Source organism: Zavarzinia marina (assembly GCF_021568905.1).
In the GTDB taxonomy this organism is placed as follows: Bacteria; Pseudomonadota; Alphaproteobacteria; order Zavarziniales; family Zavarziniaceae; genus Zavarzinia; species Zavarzinia marina.
In genome coordinates, this window is record NZ_JAKGSB010000009.1 from 1 (window position 1) to 19,947 (window position 19,947).

General features: G+C 60.8%; 19 protein-coding genes. 6 read left to right on the top strand and 13 right to left on the bottom strand.

What is annotated here, in order from left to right; translation table 11 throughout:
* The first annotated feature begins 251 nt into the window (after positions 1 to 251).
* Together L2U69_RS17920 and L2U69_RS17925 are read left to right on the top strand one after the other, a co-directional pair.
* Positions 252 to 2,279: a DUF1302 domain-containing protein gene (locus tag L2U69_RS17920; RefSeq protein WP_236108506.1), complete on the top strand. Its 2,028-nt coding sequence runs from the start codon at positions 252 to 254 to the stop codon at positions 2,277 to 2,279.
* A 44-nt stretch (positions 2,280 to 2,323) separates the two neighbouring features.
* A complete protein-coding gene (locus tag L2U69_RS17925; RefSeq protein WP_236108507.1) occupies positions 2,324 to 3,700 on the top strand; it encodes a DUF1329 domain-containing protein in 1,377 nt (458 codons plus the stop codon).
* Between the two features lie 6 nt (positions 3,701 to 3,706).
* On the opposite strand, the gene L2U69_RS17930 is transcribed toward L2U69_RS17925, so the two are convergent.
* The 13 genes from L2U69_RS17930 to L2U69_RS19325 form a co-directional block, all read right to left on the bottom strand.
* Positions 3,707 to 4,309, bottom strand: a complete 603-nt coding sequence (locus L2U69_RS17930; protein ID WP_236108508.1) for a TetR/AcrR family transcriptional regulator — start codon at positions 4,307 to 4,309, stop codon at positions 3,707 to 3,709.
* A gap of 124 nt (positions 4,310 to 4,433) precedes the next feature.
* The gene (locus L2U69_RS17935; protein WP_236108509.1) at positions 4,434 to 5,657 is read right to left on the bottom strand and encodes a glycerophosphodiester phosphodiesterase family protein; all 1,224 of its coding nucleotides are present in this window, start codon (positions 5,655 to 5,657) and stop codon (positions 4,434 to 4,436) included.
* Between the two features lie 221 nt (positions 5,658 to 5,878).
* Positions 5,879 to 7,249, bottom strand: coding sequence for a DUF6414 family protein (locus tag L2U69_RS17940; protein ID WP_236108510.1), 1,371 nt, complete (start codon positions 7,247 to 7,249; stop codon positions 5,879 to 5,881).
* The gene (locus L2U69_RS17945) at positions 7,250 to 8,479 is read right to left on the bottom strand and encodes an ATP-binding protein (protein ID WP_236108511.1); all 1,230 of its coding nucleotides are present in this window, start codon (positions 8,477 to 8,479) and stop codon (positions 7,250 to 7,252) included. It abuts the gene before it with no gap.
* Positions 8,480 to 9,497: 1,018 nt separating this feature from the next.
* Complete coding sequence (locus tag L2U69_RS17950) at positions 9,498 to 10,019, bottom strand: hypothetical protein (protein ID WP_236108512.1); 522 nt, start codon at positions 10,017 to 10,019, stop codon at positions 9,498 to 9,500.
* Positions 10,016 to 10,756 carry an SCO family protein gene (locus tag L2U69_RS17955; protein ID WP_236108513.1) on the bottom strand — a complete coding sequence of 247 codons (741 nt, stop codon included), beginning with the start codon at positions 10,754 to 10,756 and terminating at the stop codon, positions 10,016 to 10,018. The genes L2U69_RS17950 and L2U69_RS17955 overlap by 4 nt, the downstream gene beginning before the upstream one ends.
* Before the next feature lie 292 nt (positions 10,757 to 11,048).
* On the bottom strand, positions 11,049 to 11,537 hold the full coding sequence (locus tag L2U69_RS17960) for a TlpA family protein disulfide reductase (RefSeq protein ID WP_236108514.1): 489 nt from the start codon (positions 11,535 to 11,537) through the stop codon (positions 11,049 to 11,051).
* A 53-nt stretch (positions 11,538 to 11,590) separates the two neighbouring features.
* Positions 11,591 to 12,055 carry a c-type cytochrome gene (locus tag L2U69_RS17965; RefSeq protein ID WP_236108515.1) on the bottom strand — a complete coding sequence of 155 codons (465 nt, stop codon included), beginning with the start codon at positions 12,053 to 12,055 and terminating at the stop codon, positions 11,591 to 11,593.
* Positions 12,055 to 12,210, bottom strand: a complete 156-nt coding sequence (locus L2U69_RS17970) for a hypothetical protein (RefSeq protein WP_236108516.1) — start codon at positions 12,208 to 12,210, stop codon at positions 12,055 to 12,057. The genes L2U69_RS17965 and L2U69_RS17970 overlap by 1 nt, the downstream gene beginning before the upstream one ends.
* 12 nt (positions 12,211 to 12,222) lie before the next feature.
* Positions 12,223 to 12,669, bottom strand: a complete 447-nt coding sequence (locus tag L2U69_RS17975) for a DUF411 domain-containing protein (protein ID WP_236108517.1) — start codon at positions 12,667 to 12,669, stop codon at positions 12,223 to 12,225.
* A 24-nt stretch (positions 12,670 to 12,693) separates the two neighbouring features.
* Positions 12,694 to 14,166 (bottom strand): multicopper oxidase family protein, encoded by a 1,473-nt coding sequence (locus L2U69_RS17980; RefSeq protein ID WP_236108518.1) that lies wholly within the window; start codon positions 14,164 to 14,166, stop codon positions 12,694 to 12,696.
* A gap of 140 nt (positions 14,167 to 14,306) precedes the next feature.
* Complete coding sequence (locus L2U69_RS17985) at positions 14,307 to 14,690, bottom strand: hypothetical protein (protein WP_236108519.1); 384 nt, start codon at positions 14,688 to 14,690, stop codon at positions 14,307 to 14,309.
* A gap of 139 nt (positions 14,691 to 14,829) precedes the next feature.
* A complete protein-coding gene (locus L2U69_RS19325; RefSeq protein ID WP_291055957.1) occupies positions 14,830 to 15,090 on the bottom strand; it encodes a hypothetical protein in 261 nt (86 codons plus the stop codon).
* An 827-nt stretch (positions 15,091 to 15,917) separates the two neighbouring features.
* Between L2U69_RS19325 and L2U69_RS17995 the strand changes: the two genes are divergently transcribed.
* Genes L2U69_RS17995 through L2U69_RS18010 form a run of 4 tightly spaced genes read left to right on the top strand, consistent with a single transcriptional unit; the run spans position 15,918 to position 19,435 of the window.
* A complete protein-coding gene (locus L2U69_RS17995) occupies positions 15,918 to 16,469 on the top strand; it encodes a cupredoxin domain-containing protein (protein WP_236108520.1) in 552 nt (183 codons plus the stop codon).
* 16 nt (positions 16,470 to 16,485) lie between these two features.
* On the top strand, positions 16,486 to 18,231 hold the full coding sequence (locus L2U69_RS18000) for a copper resistance system multicopper oxidase (RefSeq protein WP_236108521.1): 1,746 nt from the start codon (positions 16,486 to 16,488) through the stop codon (positions 18,229 to 18,231).
* Positions 18,232 to 18,240: 9 nt separating this feature from the next.
* Complete coding sequence (locus L2U69_RS18005; RefSeq protein ID WP_236108522.1) at positions 18,241 to 18,978, top strand: copper resistance protein B; 738 nt, start codon at positions 18,241 to 18,243, stop codon at positions 18,976 to 18,978.
* A 13-nt stretch (positions 18,979 to 18,991) separates the two neighbouring features.
* Positions 18,992 to 19,435 (top strand): pseudoazurin, encoded by a 444-nt coding sequence (locus L2U69_RS18010; protein ID WP_236108523.1) that lies wholly within the window; start codon positions 18,992 to 18,994, stop codon positions 19,433 to 19,435.
* The last annotated feature ends 512 nt before the right edge of the window (positions 19,436 to 19,947 follow it).

Here is a 19,947-nt window from a genome sequence, read left to right on the forward strand (position 1 = left end):
GCGCCGCCGTGTTCGACCGCCTGCCCTTCGGACGCATCTATGCCGACCTCATGACCGGCAAGGCCCATGCCGCCAATCAGGCCGACACCATCGGCCGAAACTGGGGCGGCACCATGCTCGGACTCCCCAGCACAGATCACTTCTGCTGAGGCTTTCGTCTTCGTTGCTTTGCGTTTCCCGGATGTAACGGCCGGGATCATCGAAAAATGGGGCGCCCGGGGGCTGCCCGCATGAAGGGGGAATTGGCGGGGATGGCAGGGAACAGGAATGTCCGGCGAAAGCGCCGCCACGATCTTCGCGGCCCGCTGCTGCGCGCCGGCGTGATCGGCGCGCTGGTCGGCGGCGCCGGTTCGGCGCTTTCGGAAGTCTATGATTTCGAGAACGGCTCGACCCTGACGGTCGGCCTGACCACGACCTATCAGATCGGCATCAGGGCCGAGGACCCCAGCCCCAAATCGTTCTCGCCCGAGACCGACACGGTCGAGGTCGGCCTGTTGCAGCAGATACCGGTGCTGCCCGTTGTCTATGTCTCGACCGGCGTGCCGCGTTCCTACAATTTCGACGATCCCAACCTGAATTTCGAGAAGGGCGACCTGGTCACCAATGCGGTCAGCGCCCTATTGGAGGCCAATTACCGCTATCAGGATTACGGCTTCAACTTCAGCGGCAATGTCTTCTACGACTGGGTCTATCACTCGGCCAATTCGAACGAGACGGAATTTCCGGACGGCATCAACAAGATGGGCGGGCCGCCGGACCATTTCCCGGGCGGTACGCGCTATGCCAACGGCGGCCGCTTCCGCCTGCTGAATGCCTTCGCCTACGGCAATTTCGAGATTTTCGACACCGATCTTTCCGTGCGCGTCGGCAACCAGGTGGTGGCCTGGGGCGAAAGCCTGTTCTTCGGCAATATCTCGCTGTCCCAGGGCGTGGTGGACGTCACCCGCGCCAATACGCCGGGCGCCGAGGTGAAGGACATCCTGCTGCCCCAGCCGCAGATCTCCATGAACTGGGGTGTGACGCCCCGGATGTCGGTCATGGCCTATTACCAGCCCATGTTCGAATATAATCAGCAGGACGGGCCGGGCTCCTATTTCAGCCGTTCCGACATTATCGGGCCGGGCCGGGAATTCGCCTATGGCGCCATCAACCCCTTCCCGGACATCATCTCTCAGCTCGCCTCCGCCTGCACTCTCAGCGCCGCGATCCCGAGCTGCGACCAGCTTGCCCTGCCCAGCCAGCTCTCGCAGATCCTGTCGGACATCCTGAGTTACAACGTTCTCGGCATCGCCGACGACCAGAGCCATCGTTTCGACGTCGCCTACGCCGGCGACATCAAGCCGAACTCGGGCCAATACGGCTTCGGCATGCTCTATGACCTGACGGACAATCTGACCGCCGGTCTCTATTTCCTGAATTACCACGACAAGAACCCGGCGCCGGTCTTCAACATCTCGACCATCCTGTCGAACCCCTTCCGGGACGAGACCGTGCTCGGCGTGGTCTCCGATCTCTGCGGCGGGCTCGGGGTCGATTGCTCCGGGATCGAGGATGCGGTGACGGGCGTGGCCGACAATCTGATCGCCACGGTGGCGCCGCTTTATCTGCCCTATACCTACAACATCCGCTATTTCGACAATGTGAAGCTCTATGGCGCCAGCGCGACCACCACCCTCGGCCCGGTCAACGTCGGCTTCGAATTCGCCTATCGCCAGGGCGCGCCCATGCTGGTCGACGGCAATCTGGCCGGCATCACGGCGCCGCAGCCGGTGCGCGGCGACTACTGGCAGGTGAACCTGTCGGGTCTCTATGTCGGCGGCACGACGAAATGGTATGATTCCGTCAATCTGGTGGTCGAGGCCAGCCTCAACCACGTCGCGCGCCACGACACGCTCTACCTCTACGACGTCAACGGCGATCCGCTGCAGGACGGCAACGGCAACAACATCAACGAATTCCGCAAGCTGACGGGCGACGCCACATCCTGGGGCGTCCAGGGCCTGGCGGAATTCGGCTATACCGACGTCTTTCCGGGCGGCTGGGACATGTCGGTTCCCGTCGTCTTCGGCATCGCCTTCGGCACGCCCGCCGCCGCCGGCTCGCTCGGCGCGCTGTCGGGCTCGGGCGATGTCCGTATCGCTTCCGGGGTGAAGTTCAAGCGCCTCGGCAATCTCGAAATCAGCCTGATGTACAACGCCTTCTTCGGTTCGTACCACCGGATCGAACGGCCGATGACCGATCGCGACTATGCGGTCGCCACGGTCAAATACACATGGTGAAAACCGGCCCCGGAACGCGGGCAAGACAAGGGAGGAACAACACCATGGATCGCAGGAGTTTCGTCAAGGGCGTGGGCGGGGCGGCATTGCTCGCCGCCATGCCCCGCGTGGCCTTCGCCAAGCCGACACCGCAGGAGATCGCCAGCCTCGGCACCTCGCTGACGCCCATGGGTTCGGTCAAGGAAGGCAGCGCCGACGGCATGATCACGCCCTGGACCGGCAAGTGGAACGACGTGCCGACCGGGCTCTCGTGGGGCGGCTTCGGCAAGCCCCAGCCCGATCCCTATGCCGCCGAACAGCCGCTGTTCACCATCACGGCGCAGAACATGCAGCAATATGCCGATCGCCTGACCGACGGCCAGAAGGCGATGTTCGCGCGGAACGGCGGCACGTTCCGCATGAACGTCTATCCCTGCCACCGGGATTTCCGCCCCTCCGATTTCGTGCTCTCGAACCTGAAGCTGAACGCGGCCGAAGCGGCGGTGACGCCGGACGGCGAGGGGGTGACAGGCGTCTTCGCCGCCCCGGCCTTTCCCTTCGCCAAGACCGGGCTGGAGATGATCTGGAACGCCATCACCGTGCCGCGCGGCTTCACCCAGCGTGGCATCATGGACGAGGCGGTAGTCTATCCCGACGGCAATATCGCCTGGGGCGCCCAGAAGTGGGACATCTATGCCGCCTCCTACGATCCCTCGATCGCGCGTGGCGAATTCGACGGCGCTTCCGCCTTCGTCTTCCGCTCGACACTGAAGCCCGCGCGTAACCAGGGCGAAATCACCCTGGTCCGGGAATGGTGGGATTACGGCAATCGGCCGAGCCAGGCCTGGCAGTACATCCCCGGCACGCGCCGGGTGAAGCAGGTGCCCGAGATCGCGGGCGATTATCCCCTCGGCCCCGGCGGTTTCCATACGGTCGATGACACCAACCTCTGGACCCAGTCGCCCAAGCGCTACGACTGGGAACTGGTCGGCCGGAAGGAGATCTTCATCCCCTACAACAATTTCGGCATCGACGATCCCGCGATCAAATACAAGGACATGCTGGCGACCTCGCACCTCAATCCCGACGTGGTACGCTGGGAGTTGCACCGGGTCTGGGTCCTGAAGGCGAAACTGAAGGCGGGGCTGCGCCACGTCTATGCCGCGCGCACGATCTATATCGACGAGGACAGCCTGAACCCCATGCTGGCCGACATGTATGACGCGCGTGGCGAACTCTACCGCATGGCCATGATGACCACGTCCTACGACTATGGCAGTCGCATGACCCAGGCCCGCGTCGTCGTCTATCACGACCTGATCTCGGGCGCCTATATGGCCGATCGCCTGTCGAACGAGGTGAACGACCGCATGGCCTATAACGAGGGCGGGCGAAAGGGCGACGACTACACGCCCCAGGAACTCAAGCGCCGCGGCGTCTGACCCTGATCAGGCGGGCTTCCTGGCGTAGTGCTCCAGCCCCAGCATGGGCAGGAGCCGGCGCGTCAGGAAACCCCGCCATTCCTCTTCCTGCCGGGCCTTGGGCCCCTTGATCAGCAGGAGCGACAGGATCATGCGGATCGCGACCTCGGTGATTTCCTCGAGGTCGGCGTCCGGGATCGCCAGATCCGACAGGATCGCCCGCATGAGGAGGACGGAGAGCGCCCAGCCCTGGTCATTGCTCATGGCATCCTGCGAGACGAAGGCGTTGAGATCGGTCTGCATGATGATGCCGAGATAGGCTTCCTTCGGCAGTTCCGAAAGCCCGAACAACAACGCCTCCACGACCCGCGCCGAGGGATCGGCGATGCCCTCGACATGGGCCAGCATACGCTGGCTGAGGTTCGCCGCCGACTGCAGCATGGCCGCGCTCAGCACTTCGTTGCGGCTGGCGAAATAGCGATAGACCGTGGGCCGCGTGACCCCCGCCTGCTTGGCGATGTCGTTCAGATTGGTCTTCTCGATCCCCCATTGCCGCACGCATTCCATCGCGGCTTCCAGGATCCGCTGCTGGGTATCGTTGAAGGATTGCTGGAACGGAACGACGGTCATGGGCTCTCGGCTCGGGACGGCTGGGCCCTGAGTTTAGAGGCAGCAAGGGGCGAACGGAAGCGGGGGGCGTCGGATGGCGACGGAGCGCCCCGAAGGGCGCCCCGTCGCATTCCCGCGCGAACGTTCAGTCCAGCCCCATGCACGACGCGTAATAGCTGACCGTCGCCGGCCAGTCGGAAAACACGCCGACCACGCCGACATCCATCGCCAGCGTGTTCAGCAGTTCATACATCTGGCCGTCGCTCTCGATGATGTCGTTCAGGGGGGCGTAATACCAGCCGCCGCCGCCCGGCGCCGCCAGCGGGCCGGAGCGTTCCAGCGACCAGGTGATCAGCTTCAGGCCGGCCGCCTTGGCCGCCTCGGCATAGGCGCTGGCGACGATACGGCCGTCCTCGGCGGTGACCAGCATGTTCATCGAAGGCGCCAGATAATTGACCCCCTTGGCCTTCAGACCGGCGAAATCCTCCGCCCAGGTCTTGGGGTCCTGACCGTCGAAACCGTCCGCCATCTCGACCAGATAGACGGCATTGGCGCCGAAATCCGGCTCCGCCTCGATCCAATAGAGAACATCCGCGAGGTTGAACGACTGGGCGAAGACGTCCGCCGCCGGGATGCCGGCCGCCTTGTATTCGTCGATCAGTTTCTGGGCGTAGTCTTCCTGGGAGAAGCCGTCGAAGGGCATCTCGACCGACGGCGCCTTCAGTTCGGGCGTGAACCTGGCGCCCAGGCTCTTGAACAATTGGATCGACTCGGCATGGCTCATCAGCGTCGTCGGCTCGACGGCATAGAGATCGGTGCGCCAGCCCGCCGTGGCATCCATATAGTCCTCGACCGTGGTCGCCGCCGCGTTCTTGGCGTCCATCTTCGGAACGAGGGTCCTGAATTCCGCGAGCGTCAGTTCGGACGTCCGGCATTCGGCCTTGGCCGGCTCATCGCCCGCCGCCGGCGCGAAGGGCGTGACGCAGGTCGCCGCCAGCGGCGTCGCCAGGATGTTGGTGGTGGTGTGCAGGTCGTTCTGGGCGTGACGGCAGACCAGCTCCTTGTCCTTGGTGAAGGTCACGTCGCATTCCAGGATCCCGGCGCCCTGGCGCGCGGCGGCCACATTGGCCTCGGCCGAATGCTCGGGAAACTGCATCTGGGCCCCGCGATGGCCGATCGAGAAGAGGGTCCGCTTCACCGGCTGCCCGGCACAGGCCGCAAGCTTCGCCTTCAGCGGCCCCTCGGCCATGCGATCGATCAGATAGAGCGGGCGAACACCGACCTCGATGACGTCGGTCATGTCGGCGAGTGCAGGCAGGGCAAGGGCGGTGCCGGCGCCCAGCGCCAGCATGAGGGCGACAGTCTTCATCCGAAATCTCCCGAGTGAGCATCGTTTCGACGCTGGACTCGTACCCTGCGGAGCTTACGGTTTCGCGATGATCTCGTGACGGTTGGGGTTCGGGGGGGGACGAAAACTCAACCTCTATGCCAGGAGCGCAAGCATAACTTGGCTCACGATTTGGATGCGCTGACCTTCTGTCGGCAAAATTCGATATATAATCCGCGCTAGCGAGGTTTCCTGCAGGGATCTCACCAGTATATCGCAACTACTTCAACATCGAGAAGATTTGCGTCTTCAACTTGAGCTCCAATATCGCTCTCTTCTGCCGCGCGCCGCCTTTCTGGAGAGGACTCCGGGAGTAGCGGGATTTCAAAGCGTTTTCGAATGCTCTCGCGCAGTTCTAAGTCGGTAGATGACTCTATTGTCAGACCCGTGCTGCTTTCGATCATCGCCCTGGCAGCTGCGAACGCCGCCCTTTGCCCCTCAGCGGTGAAACCGTTGACAGGGAGGCTTGCGATCTCCCGATCCAGTTCGGAGAGTTGCTCACCGGTGAGGCAATGATTAATTTTTCCAAGCAATTTGTCTTGGTATCTAGCCAAGGCAAGAGTCAGCTTTGCTGTCGCTGATTCTATGCTTTTTTCACTTTGGCTGCTTGCCGATTGCAACATCGCGGTTCTACCAGCGATTTCTATCTGCTTGGCTAAATTTGGCGCGAGCTCCTTGAAGACGTCTGCGACCTTGATCGGGTTCCAATCGGTTTGAATGCCGTTTTTTGATAGCCGACACAGCATGGTGAACTCGTTATCGGCGAACAATATTCTGCGAATGTCTTTCCAATATGCTAGGTGTTCTGTAACGCCAACGATCCTGAGAGGTGAAAAATCGGCCTTTAGTTTTTTAGTTATATCTTTATGTACTATAAATTTCTCACCACCATGCCGTATAACAAGATAGTCGGAAACGACCCCATCTACTGGCACTAGTCCGGCTAATAATTTATTCACTATTTTGTTAGCGTTTTTTGCTTGATATAAATCGGTAAATTTAACATGTCCCATGAAAAGCGTAGGGCTTTCATCGAACATGTCGGAAAATTCGGCTACCATGGAGCTGATCTGAAAAATCCACGACGCCGACAATTTGACTCTAAATTCTACCAGATCGCCTCTCGTCAAGTCTCCAGCATTGTAAATCGCCTTCGGGAAATTACCTGAAAATAGATTTTCAAATGATTCAGCCACTTCATCGACTTCTATTGGGTGTATTTTTCGGAGATTGGGCAGCTTATGCAGTTCGCGGAAGAGCGATTGAGCGGTCGCCTTCCGCAGCGTTTGCAGGGCGTTACTATTGATGGTCTGAAATCGGGAGTTGATCTCGGCAGAAGGCAGAACCGGGCCGCTCGCCGAAATTTTTCCTCCGATTTCAGCGATTCGCTCATTCTCTATCTGCGAGGTGATATTCTCGGTTATTTCGCCCTTCTGCGAAGCCAAAAGACTGCCAAGACTGACTTCGTCCAGATAAACAAATTCTCTTAAAGGCTCCGGCGTTTCTTCAATATTTCTTCCAGACTTAAATTTCTTGCGTCCGATACACGGAAATTTAAGCTTGAACCTAAACATCTACGAGGGGCTTTCCGTTTTGCGATCGGGGCGGCGGGCAACCCGTTCGTAAGCTTGGGCCATATCTTCGCCAGCTATCCGCGTGCGCCTATCTGATGCGGCTATGATGGCGGCTTCCGTCCATATTGATGTTAGGCGAGCTGCCGACCAATCATGCGATCGTCGGGCAATATCGAGGAATGGAAGGTCTTCAGAACATTGGATTCTACGAGCGCCGATTTTGAGAATTTCAAGGCGATCTGAAAGAGTTGGAAGTCCGAACTCGATTTCCCAGTCGAAGCGGCCAGGTCGAGTCAGAGCTGGATCGAGGGCGTCGGCTCTGTTCGTGGCGGCTATGACAACTGTTGCGTTTTGGCTGGAGTCGAAGCCATCCATTAGAGTTAGAAACTGCGCTACGAGTCGACGAGATGCTTCGTGTGAGGCTCCGGTTCTGCTTTCCGCAATACTGTCTATTTCATCAAAGAAGATGATCGATTTCCCCGAGTCCGAGTGTTTTGCGTGATAGAAGATTTTTCGGAGCAAATCTTCGGTATCGCCAACCCATTTGCTGACGATCGATGGGCCGCTTATATCGTAAAAATTCGCACCGGCCTGGTTTGCGATGATCCGAGCAAGATGTGTTTTCCCGGTTCCTGGGGGGCCGGTGAAGAGAATGCCCTTGACTGGGCGGGCTCCAATCTTTTCGAGTTCGGCGTGACGTTCAAGCTGGGTCTCGATGAGTTCCTTTGCTCGAATGACCACATTCCGGTACCCGCCAAAATCATCGAACGTTAAATCACCGCTTTGAGGTCTGACCAAAAACGAAGCCGGGGAAATTTGTTCGTCCGCAGGATGTTGAAGAACCCGGATCGGCTCCTGCGCGACCACGCGGCAGATTTCCGACGTCGGACCGTCGATTTCGACGGTAAAGTCGGGCTTCACTTCTAAATTACTCGGATTTCCCAAGACCAGAAGGGTGTTTCCAGATTCTCCGAGTATAGTTCCGTCGTTCAGAATCGCTCTGATAACGGAAATATGTAGAGAGCGAGGCCAAACTTCTTCCGGTAATACTGTCCATTTTTCGTTATTGGACAAGATGACACTATTTTTCTTCAACTTGGAAAGTTCAGTATTCGTCAGACGAGCAGTTTTTCCATCAGCATATCTGACGAAAATTGTGCTAAATTCTTCGTCGATATGGATAATGCGGAAAAGATCCCCCTTGATCTCGTCACTGTCAGATTGGCGCATACAACCAAGTCCGTACTTTCGCAGAATGCGGTGAAAGTAGCATCTATGAGATCATTTGCGATAGAAATGGAAACCCTCGAACAGTTCCCCAATTTGATACGTTAGAGAACGAGTGCTCTCAGGCGCCTTTTTAACGTCCACTCTTATCGGTGGAAAGTTAAGAGCGGACGGTTTCCAACCGGCCCAGTCCCGATCACGCGAGCGCAAATACAAAGCTGACTATGCTGCAAGACCGGTGGCCATTACGAAAGGCTACCTATGTTGCAATGCATGCGAGAAGTTTGGCCCGAAATGCAGCGGCACGGCAAGAGGCTATCTAAAAGATGGGACTATTTGTGCGGCAATCGGCGGCCAATGGCGGAGGGAAAGAACTCACCCTCTAACTCTCTGATAAGCCATGGCGAATCGCCCACAACACCCGCCCACTTCCAAGCATTTCCTCGTATGCGCACCATTACGCAGTTCGCAAACGCGAGTGGCCAGCCGCGCTAATGCGGACATTTCACGTAGCCCTGCTCACCATTGCGCAACAATCTGACTGGTTTGTGCAAAGAATAGCGCTCACGAGTGAATCCAGGAGAATCGTGGCGAATTGCTTCGTAAATCTTGGAGGGAGAGAGACAGGGGTCCAACGTTCTCTGAGCGCGAGACGATCCAGGATGCCTCCGCCTTCGGTCGAAGCCGATAGGCGTTCCATCCCTTAACAGCCAGCGCGGTATCCGCCACCATCCCGGAAGGTGTCGCCCTCAAACAGGATGACACTGGCGCCGCCAACGAAATTGAGCTCGTACCGGTAGCTCAACAGCATCTAACCGAGCGCGGTCGCGCTCGCGCCAAGAGCCCTGAAAATGGGTGGAGAACCCGACGACAAAGTAGAGGCCCATGCTCAATGCCAGTCGTCGACGGTGGGCAGACTCGATATCGATCGCGCCCGCCGTGTGTCCGGCGACATAGCCCGGCATCAAAGGCAGGACTCAGGGCGAGACGAACGACACCGCGCCGGCCAGAAATGGGGCCGTCAGGCCGATGCCGGAGGGTCGAGGGGCTCGCTCCTTTGAGAGGTTGCCGGGAATGCCATGGCAAAATGAAAGCTGGCGAGCGGAACGACGATCCATTGCAGGACCGGGCTGACGCCGGCGCCGAGAACGGGGATCACCGGCATCAGGTCGCGATAGGCCCATGCCTGGCGCACCTCGATATTTAGCCATTCGCTGAAAATCGTGTAGGCAAGCCCGAAGGCCACAGTCCCCGCGACGACCGGAAGCCGGCGTTCGGTTGGCCATGCCCCATTCCCGAGAAGGAACAGGGAAAGCATGAGCGCGCTCAGGGCGATGAGAATATCGCCACCGGTGCAGTGAGCTGCAGCGAAAACGATTTCCCCCGCCGAGCCGGTTTCCCACAGCGTATAGAGCGGCATGTGGGCGAACTCCCAGACCAGGTTCGCGGCGGCGACAAAGGCCATGTAGCGGCGCAGCGCCGAAAGCCAACCGATAGATCTTTCACCGCGCACTCGGTCCATGTCCGAATGGACGCCGGTCATCGGAACAGCCCCTTCACGCTGTCCCACCAGCCAGCCTCTGTCGGCTTGGATGGGCGAGAGGGGGCGTTGGTCAGCCCGTTGATGTAAAGCACCAGGTTCAAGGGCTCGAAGCGCAGGCCGTGGAACCTGGCGGCGAACCGGCTGCCACGGTCGATCACATGCGTGACGACGCCATGCAACTGCTGCCCGTCATCCTGCGGCTGGAACCTGACGTTATAGGTCTCCGAGAGCTTTCGCGTCGCGTCCTCGGGATCGCCCGGGCGGCGGGTCAGGAACATCCAGTTGCGCGGGTCGAGGCCGTGCGCCCCGCCATAGCTCTTCAGGACATCCGCGGTATCGACCTCGGGATCGGTCGTCACCGTGATGAACTGGACCATGTCCTTCATCGGCGTGGCGTTGATCTTCGACTGAACGTCGGCGATCAGGGCGGAGTGCAGGGGACAGACATCCGCGCAGCCGGCAAGGACGAAGTTCAGCACGACGATCCTGTCGGCGAAGTCCGACAGCCTGACGATAGTGCCATCGGCATCGGCCAGTTTGAAGGGCGGGGCCGGGCTGTCGATGGGCTGAAAAAACTGCTCTTTGCTGCCCATGACCCGGTCGAGGTCGGCGCCCGGATGGTGCGCCATTGCCGGCATGGCGAAGGCAAATGCACCGATCAGAACAGCGGTTAATCGTGCGAGACTCATATCTTCTCCTCGAACATCCCTGCGGTCGATGACGCCGGTCGGCGACATCACTTCTGTCGGTTCCGCGGCAGTGGGCTTGCATCCGTCTCGCCATGGGTCGCGCAAGACTTTGCCCCGCCGCCGCGCATGCACAGGCCGAGGGCGCACATCGCGGCGCAGGGCGCGAGGCTGATCAGGACCGGCGCCGCGCCGACGGCCGTCAGCCAGTTCCAGTTCAGGGCAAGTCCTGCGGCGAGCGCCCCGAGGCCGACAAGCAGGACAATCCGACGTTTCGACAGCCAGGGCACCCTGAGGAACAATGGGACGCGCGGAGTTGGAGTTGTGGCGGGCCGTTCCGTGGTCATCGTCTAGATTCCTTTCCTGTGTGGTCGGAGATGACGCTCTCGAAGAAGGCGACCATCTCCTGCGTGTCCCATTCGGCCGGTCCGATCAGCCGGCCGAGTTCCCGCCCGTCCGGGGCGATGAGCAATGTCTCCGGGAGGCCGTAGATCCCGATGTCGCGCGATGCTTTCATCGTCTCGTCGATGACGATGCCCAGATGTTGGATGCCGATCTTATCGAAGAACCGGCGGACGACATCCACACCGGCGCGATCTATCGACAGGGCCACGACCTCGAAGCGCTCGCCGCCGAGACTTGCCTGAAGGCGGTCCAGTGTCGGCATCTCGTGGCGACAAGGGGCGCACCAGGTGGCCCAGATGTTGAGAAGGACGACCTTGCCGCGCCAGCGGTCGAGCGTAAGCGCGTTGCCGTTCTCATCGGCGAACGAGATTGCGGCGAGCGGCTGCGGCGTGTCGTGCAGCGGGACGGCATTCGGCCCGTCCGCCATCGTCGCGGTCGAGACGAGCAGTGCCAGCAGGAACCCGAGCGCAGGCAGGGGTTTTACTGGCTCGCCTCCCTTTCGCGGCGGCTCATCTCGGCCTGGTATTGCTGCTCCCGCTCCGGCCAAGAGCTCTTGATGAAGTCCAGAACCGCGTGGATATCCTCGTCGGACAACACGCCAGCGAATCCAGGCATGTCGCTCTGATAGCCGCCGCCGACGACCGCGGCGGGTCCTTCCTTGGTGATGCGGAACAGGACACCGTCAGAGTGGTGCCACGTGTGTCCCGAAGCGTCGTGCGGCGGCGCGGGCAGGCGACCCGACGGCAGGCGGCTCTTCCAGTCCGGCTGGCCTTCGAGCTTCGCGCCGTGACATGAAGCGCAGTTCGCCGCGTAGATCGCGCGTCCGCGGTCGAGCCGTTCAGCGGATGCCTCCGTCGGGCCACTTTGATCAAACCTGACCCAGAGCAGCCCGGCCACGGCGCTTCCGCCGAGCAACATCGTGGCGCCAATAATGGCGCGGTTCATCAGCGTTTGCCCCCGAAGAGGTATTTGACCAGCGCCGCAATCCCGAGGACGAGCAGGACGATCACGAGCAGCCAGACAAGGCCCATGCCCCACATCATCATGCCGCCCATGCCGTCCATCATCCCCATGCCCATACCGGTCGGAGCGTTGTTCATCGGAAAATCTCCCTATTCGACCGCGTATACGGACGGCTTGCCGTCACCCACGGCGTAGATCGTAAAAGGTTCGGTCTTGGCGCCGCTCATGCCGGGTGATCCCATCGGCATGCCGGGCAAGGTCACGCCCTTGATGTCCGGATGCTCCGAGAGCAGGCGATTGACGGTCGCGACAGGCACATGGCCGCTCACCACATAATCGTCGATGAAGGCGAGGTGGCAGCCCTGGAAATCGTCCGGGATGCCGGCCTCGCGGCTCATGGCGACCAGTTCATGGGTCGGCTTGACGCTCACGGTGAATCCGTTCTCACGCAGATAGTCGGCATAGCTTTCGCAGCAGCCGCATTGCGGGTTCTTGTAGAGGCTCACTTCCTCGGCGACCGCGAGAGATGCGTTCGTGATGTAGACGCCGGCACCGAGGACGGCTGCGGCGAGGGCGGCGACGATGATCTTGTGCATTATGGTTCTCCTTGAATCTCTAGATCAGACAACGCGGATGACACCCATCATCCCGCCAGCCTGGTGTTCGAGGATGTGGCAGTGGAACATCCAGTCGCCGGGATTGTCGGCGACGAAGGCAATCTCGACCTTCTCCCGTGGCGCCATTAGCACCGTGTCCTGCCATTCGCGGTGCGGCGTCGGCTCGCCGTTGCGCGAGATTACCCGGAAGGAATGGCCGTGCAGATGGATCGGGTGGTGCCACGCCGTCGCATTGGTCATGGCGATCACATGCGAACCATCGCGTTCGAGCGTCAGCATCGGGTCTAGCACATGGCCTTCGGCGGCCTTGCCATTGACGAACCAGATGCCATTGCCGTGCATCATGCCCATCATGCCGCGCATCATCCCGCCGCCCATTCCCCTTGATGTTCCTTCGCCCATGCTGCCGCCCATCTCGGCCATCACCATTCCGCCCATCATGCCGCCGTTGAAGATCACCTCGTGGCGGAGCGCCGCAGCGACATTTGGTTCGCGCAAGGGATTGGCGGGCAGGACGATCGGCCAGTCAGGCATGGTGTCCCTAAACGCTGTCTCACCGTAGGCGAGGTCGACCAGCCGGTATTCGAGGTCCCGATAGAAGCGGTCAATGACCGAGACCCGACTGCCGGGCTCGCCCATCATGTCGAGAATGATGTCGGCCCGCATCGCCGGTCCCAGTACGACGAGGCCGCCCATTGGCGCGTGCGGCGTTACCGGCTGGCCGTCGAGCGCGATGACCGTCGGTGTATGGCCTTGGAAGTCGAGGCTGAAGATGCGCGCGTTCGCGGCATTGATGAGCCGCAGCCGGATGCGCTCGCCGCTGCGCACCGGACGCGCGTCCGGCACGCGACCGTTGATGGTGACGGTGTTGCCGATCCGGCCATTGTGGCTCATGTCATGGCCGTTACCGAAATCGTTGGAGATCTCGGCAGACTTCGTGAGCCGCCAGTCGTCGAGCACCCAGACGAGTTCCCGATCGACTTTTGGCGGTTCGGGCTCTTCGACGATCAGCGGCCCGTACAGGCCGCGGCCGACCTGCTCGAAGCTGCGCTGATGCGGGTGATACCAGAAGGTGCCGGCATCGACCGCGTCGAACTCGTAGACGAAGGTTCCGCCCGGCGCGATCGGCGGCTGGTTGAGATGCGGCACGCCATCCATGGCGTTGGGGACCCGGAGCCCGTGCCAGTGGACTGTGGTCTCTTCGGCAAGCCCGTTCTCGACGGTAATCCGAAGACGCTCGCCCTGACGAACGCGGATTTCAGGTCCGGGGACGGTCTCGTTATAGCACCAGGCGGGCGTCTCGCCGTGCGGCTCCGGAACGAGCCGCGCCCGTCCCGGCGCGGCCCGCAAGGAGAACTCCCGGACGCCGGCCGCACGTGCGGGCAACATAAGGCCAGGCATGCTCAGGCTTGCAGCGCCGGCGGCGCACGCCTTCAGTAAAGTTCGGCGCGATAGCGCCAAGGTCATCGGTGACATGGTTCGCTCTCATCTGATTTCCGCTGTGCTTCAGATGTACAGACACTGTCTGCACAGGCATTGAGCAGCGACTGCCCGCGCGATTGCCCGGGAAGCGCAGCAGGGCGCAGCGGTCGGAGCGCACCCCGACCGGCGTCCGATCAGATGAGCGTTCGGGGAGGGTAGGGTTCGGGCGGACCTGTCCGTCCGACAAGGTTGTAAAAGGCTCGGACCGACGGTGTTAAACCTGTCACCGCTGGGACACCGCCCTCCGGACTGAGATTGGCCAGAACCGGAGCGACGCAGACCATGTCACAGTCAAGCCCGCCCTCGTCCCCGTCACTCTCGGAGCCGCAGCCCTGACAGTCGGCCATATCCATGGCGCCGCCATCGGCGAGCGCCATCTTGATCGACATGGTGGTTGTGCTCGCCGCGTGCGCGACCGAACCCACCGCGAATGCGGTGAGCAAGGCGAACACGAATATCCGTACGAGCTTGACCATCATGTATTCATAGACCGCCGCAGAATTCTTGTCGAGTTCCAAGGTGTCACGCCTTCTTGAGGACCTTACCCGGCGCAGCAGAAGAGCTTGGCCACGTCCTTGTCGAAGGTCTGGGCGGCGAGTTTAAGGCCCTCGACCGTGGTCAGGTATGGAAAGATGGTCCCGGCCAGCGCCTTGGCGGTCATGCCGAACTTAAGCGCCAGCGCCAGCGTCTGAATGCTGTCGGTGCCCTCGGGCGCGAGGTCTGACCGTCCGGCAGACGGTCGGTGTTGGCGCCCGCCACCAGCTTGATCAGTCCGCGCGTGTCGCGGGCTGCCCGTGCGCGTGGCACATGGTCGAGCGGCACGATGGATGTCTTGACCTCATGGCCGGCGGCTCTCGCCGCGGCCTCGCTCAGGCCGACGCCCGCCACCTGCAGGTCGGCGAACACCACCCAGGGCATGGTGCTATCGTCCTAGGCGAGACTATTCCCGTAGAGCGCATTGAGCGCCGCGAGCTTGGCCCCGCAGGCGGCCATGTAGACGAACTGGTTGCGTCGCAGCGGCACGGCATCCATTTGATGATTTGATGAGGTAGAACCGTTGACCTGCCAGAAGCATCATGCTAGCCAAGCTCCATGGGAAGTACCTTCTTCACGCTGGGTGATGGTATGAGGCGCCTATTAGGCGCACTCGTCGCTGTGGCATTTCTCATGGCGAGCGTCGGCATTGGCCACTCCATGCCCGCATCAGGTCCCCATGACCATCCGGTCGAGACCACATCGCCCCATGCGGACGACAGTCATGCGCGCGTCTCGCAAGTGGAGGATTGCGGCGAAACCGCAGCACAGCAGGACCAAGGGCAGCCCGCGACGCACGGGACCCTTGGAAACTGCTGCGTCGTCGCTTGCTCTCCGACTGTTATCGTCGCCGCCATTGCGGAAGTCGCCGTCATCACCTTTTCCGGGATACGGCTGGGTGTTCATGTAGACCGGTTCGCCGGCTCGAATGCCCCGGACGGCCTTTTCCGTCCTCCCCGCGCTCGCGTCTGATCTCCGCGCGGCTGCCCTGATGGGGCGGGGATCGGACATGGCGAGACCTTCTCGTCTCTACTGACGCAAGAATTTCGTTCGTTCGAGCGTAGTAGGTCCGGAAGTGCGCTTGCGCACGGCCCGTCTTCCTTTCAATCGGCTGTTGCCGCCTGGAGATTTGCTCCCGGGCTATGGAGATCTGCGCCCTTAATCGGCCACCGTTCTCACATCAACGCAACAACGAACAGGATTCTCAGATTATGTCGAACACACTCCCGAACCTCCTCCGCATTTCCCTTCTCGCTGGCTTCACGACTATCGCCGCCGGTGCCGCTTCCGCATCTCCCGGTCATAGCCTGCCGTTCGGCGAGCCAGCTAAAGCCGAGCAGGCCACGCGCACCGTGACGATCACCATGCGCGACAACCTGTACGAACCCGAAAGTCTGACCGTAAAGCCTGGCGAGATCGTCCGCTTCGTGCTCGTGAACGAAGGCGAGCTCCTTCATGAGTTCAACATCGGCACCCCCGCCATGCACGCCAAGCACCAGGAAGAAATGGCGATGATGATGGAACACGGAATGCTAACGCCGACGGGCATGAACCACGATATGTCGAAGATGGACCATTCAGAGATGGGCGGCATGAACATGGGCGATATGAAGCATGAAGACCCCAATAGCGTATTGGTTGAGCCCGGCAAGACGGCCGAACTGGTCTGGAAATTTACGCAGCCGACTGAACTGGAGTTCGCCTGCAACATCCCGGGTCACTACGAGTCCGGTATGGCCGGCCCCATCAACTTTACGAAGTGAACGGGAGGAGCAGACGATGAACAAACCAATCTCTGGCTTCTCGCGACGGGACGCGCTCAAGCTCGCCGGAGCGGCGGGAATTGCAGGTACCCTCGTGGTCTATCCCGGACGTCGCAGCTTTGCGTCCTCGACGAAGGAGTACACCCTGAACGTCGAAACAGGCCGCATCGCCGTCGATGGCGTCAGCAGTAACGCCATCCTGATGGGCGGTTCTGTGCCGGCGCCGACAATGCGCTGGCGGGAGGGTGACGAGGTCGTGGTCTATGCGACCAATCGGCTCGATGTGCCCACGTCTATCCACTGGCACGGCCTCCTCATCGAAGGCGTGATGGACGGCGCGCCAGGTTTCAACGGCTTTGTCGCCATCCAGCCCGGCGAGACCTACACCTACCGCTTCAAGCTACGCCAAGCCGGCACCTATTGGTACCACAGCCACTCCGCGATGCAGGAGCAGCAGGGCATGTACGGCGCCATCGTCATCGAGCCGTCCGGGCGCGAGCCGGTGCGCGCGGATCGCGATTATGTCGTGGTCCTTTCGGACCATACTCAGGAAGATCCAAAGCGCGTGCTGTCTAACCTGAAAGCTGATGCCGGGTACTACAATTACGGGAAAAGAACCCTCATCGACTTTTTTCGAGACGCAAGCCGCGACGGGTTCAATATCGCTCTGAAGGACCGCCTAGATTGGGGCGAAATGCGGATGGACCCGACCGACCTCGCGGATGTCACCGGATATACCTTCCTAGTCAACGGCCGTGGACCGCAAGACAACTGGACCGCTCTTTTCAAGCCCGGTGAGCGTGTCCGCCTCAGATTCATCAACGCATCCGCCATGAGCTTCTTCGACGTCCGCATACCGGGCCTTCCCATGACCGTGTTCTCGGCCGATGGGCAGAATGTCCAGCCGGTTCGGGTCGACGAGTTCCGCTTTGGCGTCGGCGAGACATACGACGTCATCGTGCTTCCACGCGATGACAAGGCGTTCACGATCTTCGCAGAGCCGATCGATCGTTCGGGCTATGCCCGGGCGACGCTGGCGCCGCGTGAGGGTATGGAGGCTGCTATCCCCGAACAGCGACCGCGCACGATCCTCAGCATGGCGGACATGGGCATGGCACACGGTGGCATGGACCACGGTTCGATGACGGGGATGGATCATGGCTCGATGGCGGGCGGCGCCATGTCCGGTGGCGCGATGGCTGGCATGGACCATAGCAAGATGGGCGGGGCTCCCATGGCTGGCATGGACCACGGCGCCATGGGTCATGGCGGAGCCGCGGCGGAGGGAGGAGAACGCCGCCCCTTCGGTTGGGCCGACGCAAGCACGCCGCCGGGGGCGAAGGCTCTGGACTACGCGGATCTGAAAGCGTCGACCCCGAACCCGGACGGCCGTGAACCGAATCACGAGATCGAAGTGCGGCTGACAGGCATCATGGAACGGTACATGTGGAACCTGAACGGCCGTCCCTTCGGGAAGGACGAGCCGATCCGTGTGGCCTACGGGGACCGGGTGCGCTTGAAGTTCGTCAACACGACGATGATGGCGCACCCAATGCACCTGCACGGCATGTTTGTCGAACTGGAGAACGGCCAGACCGACAGGAAGCCGCGCAAGCACGTTGTCGTGGTACCTCCCGGCAAGACCGTCTCTGCGGTGTTGACGGCGAACGAGCCGGGCGACTGGCCGTTCCATTGCCACCTTATCTATCACATGGAAGCTGGGATGATGACGCGTTTCATCGTCGAGCCGAAAAGCGCGTGAGGCAGAACGATGAAATCGATGATTGCACGATACAATTCTCGGCAGGAACTTGCGTTCCTTGCCGGTTTTCTCCCCGCCGTGTTCCTGTTCGGCCCGGCCCAGTCCGCCGAGCCCGGTCAGCTGTTCACCTTCTTTCAGGCCGAGCAATTCGAATACAGGGCTAACGATGGGCACGACAGTCTCAACTGGGATGCCCAGGGCTGGATCGGGAACGACGACCACAAGGCCTGGCTCAAAACCGAAGGCGAGAAACCGACGGATGGACGACTGGAGAAGGGAGAGATCCAGCTCCTCTACAGCCGCCGGATCTCCGACTTCTTCGATGCGCAGGCGGGTGTACGCTACGACATCGAACCCGGCCCCGAACGGGGATTCGGCGTCTTCGCCCTGCAGGGACTGGCCCCTTATTGGTTCGAAATCGATGCCTCCGCGTTCGTCAGCAACGAAGGCGAGGTTTCGGCTCGTTTCGAGGCCGAGTACGACCTCCTGATCACACAAAAGCTGATCCTGCAGCCAACGACAGAGGTCAACTTTGCAGTCCAAAGCGTCCGGGAGAGGGGCATCGGCTCCGGCATCAACGATGTCGAACTCGGGCTTCGCCTCCGCTATGAAATCGAGCGGAAGTTCGCGCCCTATATCGGCATAAGTTGGGAGCGAAAGATCGGCGAGACGGCTGACATTGCGCAGGATGAAGGAGAGGATATCGACACCCTTTCTTTCGTCACTGGCATTCGTTTCTCGTTCTAAGCAGGAGATTGGTATGCTGCCAAGAAATTTATTCGCTTTCGCCACCATACTGCTGCTCGGTACTCCGGCGGCGGCTGACGAAGTGCGCATGGAGATGCGCAATCAGTCTGGAAGCGAGCGGTTCGTCTATGAGCCGGATTTCATCCGGGTATCGCCGGGCGATACGGTCGTCTTCGTCCCCATCGACAAAGGCCACAATGCCGTCTCCATCGGCGGGTTTGGCACCGGCGCCGATCAGTCGATCAATGTCGGCTTCAACAAGGAGGTATCGGTCACCTTCGACAAGCCCGGCATCTACGGCGTGAAATGCACGCCCCATGTCGGGCTCGGCATGGTCGGCATCATCGTCGTAGGCGAGGTCGAGGTGCCGGAGGCAGCGCGCGCGAGCATCGCAAAGCTTCCGCCTAAGGCACGCCAGCGGCTCGAATTGCTGCTCGGACAGGTCGGGCGTTCCTGATGTCCGTGGCCCGAACAGAGCAGGAGGGGCGCCTAAAGTGCGCCCCTCCGTCTCCATCGACGGAGGTTAGTCCAACACTGGATGGTGCGCGACCCGGCAAGCGGCGGCTGGGACAGGTCCTCAGAGTGTTGGTCGCTACCGTTTCTCTCAACCTTCTTGCGGGCCTTGAAAGTGTCTATGCCGACGCCCCGACGCTGTCGTTGGGGGACCAGGTCCAGGTCGAGACCGCCTATGCCACAAGCGGTCCTGCAGGAAGTTCGACGGAAGTTCGGTTCCGACTGGTAAACGAAAGCGGCACAACCGTCGTGCTATTGGGGGTGAGTTCCCGGATCGCCGAAAACTCAAGACTCATCGCCCGAATCGGAGCCTCGGACACCACTGAACTCCAATCGATCAGCGTGCCTGCAGGGGAAGTACTCGATCCACGACTTCGCACCTTTGGTATGAGCTGTCTCCTCTACGCAATAAGCTCGAAACGGGGGACGTCTTCGATCTTGAACTCGATCTTGTGA